The 2,250-nt window shown below is 65.4% G+C and carries 1 protein-coding gene; it reads left to right on the forward strand.

Translation table 11 applies throughout. The features are described from left to right. On the forward strand, positions 1 to 2,250 hold a 2,250-nt coding region (locus LGN17_RS36410), incomplete at both ends, for a DUF6531 domain-containing protein (RefSeq protein WP_226201558.1).

Below are 2,250 nucleotides of genomic sequence, written 5' to 3' on the forward strand. Positions count from 1 at the left end.
AATCAAGGAGATTCCGGCGGCTGTCGCGGACGTGCTGGCGGCCAACTTCAGTTCCACCTTGATGGGCGAGCTGAGCAATTTCGCCGATGGCGCGATCGCGCGGCTCGAAGAGTTTCTGAAGGAAAGCGCGGCGAAGATCGCGTCGATCCTCGCCGAGCTGGCGCGGGTACTGCACTCGCTCGCGGCCGGCAACCTGCTGCGACCCGACGAGAACCTGAACCGTGCCAAGGCCGATCTGGCCGCGCTTCGGCGCGATCCGCTGCACCAATACGACAAGCTGTTCTCCGCGGTGTGGGAGGCGTACAAGGCGGGCGTCAAAGGCGAGGTCAACGCGATCGCCCAGTTGACCACGGGTGCGGTCGGCAAGGAGCGGATGACGCAGGCAGCCGAGTGGCTCGAGCGCATGGTGCCGGTCGCCCGCCAGGAGATTCTGGCGCTGGCCGATCCGCACAACACGGCGTCGATCCTGTCGATGCTGCGCATTCTTCAGCGGGCGGCGATGCTCCACGAGAAGCACAAGCATCCGGTCGCGGCGTCGGTTCACGAAACCCAGCCCAATCAGGCCAAGCTCAAAAATCACGGTAAGGCGCTCGAGCCCGCGAAGGATCAGGCGAAGGCCAGGAAGCCCGGCGCATCGGATTGTGTGACTTGCCAGATCGGGCAGCCCGCCAACAAGGGGCCGAATTCCATCAGCTACGCGCTCGGCGACGAGTCGTTCACCCACACCGATTTTGTGCTGCCCGGCATCGTGCCGATCGAGTGGGCGCGCACCTATCGCTCGAATTTCGGCGCGCACGACGATGGTGGTCCGCTCGGCCCGCGCTGGACAACGCCCTATCACGTCAGCTTCGAAGCGCGTGGCGACGAGTGGATTTATCACGACGCGACGGGCCGCAGCGTCGAGTATCCATCGTTCGATGTGTTCCAGCCGTATCACGACCGGATCGAGTCGTGCGTGCTGTCGCGTCTGGCCGATGGCGGGATTCGGCTCGTGCGGGCCGAGACGATCACGGAAACCTACGTTCGGCACGGCGCGCGCTTTCGGCTAACGCGCATCGAAGACCGTTCGGGCAATGCGGCCACGCTGACCTGGGACAACGACCGGCTGGTGCGCGTGACGAGCAGCGTCGGCGACGCAGCCCGGCTGTCCTACGACGCGGCGGGTCGCGTCACGCGGGTCGAATTGCTGGCCGACGAGGGGCCTGCACGGCCGCTGGCGCACTACCGCTACGACGAAGCCGGCGATCTGGTCGAGGCAACCGACGAAGACGGCGCGTCATGGCATTACGCCTATTCGCACCATCTGGTCACGCGCTACACCGACCGTACCGGCCGCGGCATGAATCTGGAATGGGACGGCACGCACCTGGACGCGAAGGCGATCCACGAATGGGCCGACGACGGCACGTTCGACATGCGCCTGACGTGGCACGATCGACTGCGCCTGACGTTCGTCACGGATGCGCTCGGCAACACGACGCAGCAGTATTACGACATCGACGGCTACGTCTACCGGATCGTGTATCCGGACACCACGGAAGAATGGTTCTTCCGCGACGCGGCCAAGCACGTGACGCAGCACGTGTTCCCGGACGGGACGCAGGAGTCCTTGACGTGGGACGACGACGGCCATTTGACGTCGCATACGCAGCAGGACGGCCGCACCGCGTATTACGTCTACGATCGCCGCGGCGACCTGACCGGCTTGCAGGACCCGGAGGGCCATCGCTGGCAACGGTACTACGACAGCAAGGGGCGCGTGACGGAATCGACCGACCCGCTCGGACGCATCACGGCGTACGAATACAACCGGGCCGGCTTGCCGATCGCGATTACCGATGCGAGAGGCGGCACGAAGCGCATCACCTGGCGCGACGACGGCCAGCTCGAAAGCTACACGGACTGTTCGGGCAAGACGGCGACGTGGCAATACGACGAGCGCGGTCGGCTCGTCCAGCAGCAGAGCGCGGCCGGGGAAACGACCCGTTACGGGTACGAGGCGGGCCAGCTTGCATGGACGATTGGCCCGGACGGGAGCCGCGAGACGTTCGAGCGCGACGCGGAAGGCCGGTTGCTCACGCATACCGATGCACTGAACCGGCAGACGCATTACAGCTATACGCGCGCGGGCCTGCTGGCCAAGCGGATCCAGGCCAACGGCGACTCGCTGGAATACGGCTGGGACCGGCAAGGCCAGATCACGCTGCTGCGCAACGAGAACGGGCGGGAATACACGTTCAGTTACGACAC

Source organism: Burkholderia sp. AU30280 (assembly GCF_020420125.1).
Taxonomy (GTDB): domain Bacteria; phylum Pseudomonadota; class Gammaproteobacteria; order Burkholderiales; family Burkholderiaceae; genus Burkholderia.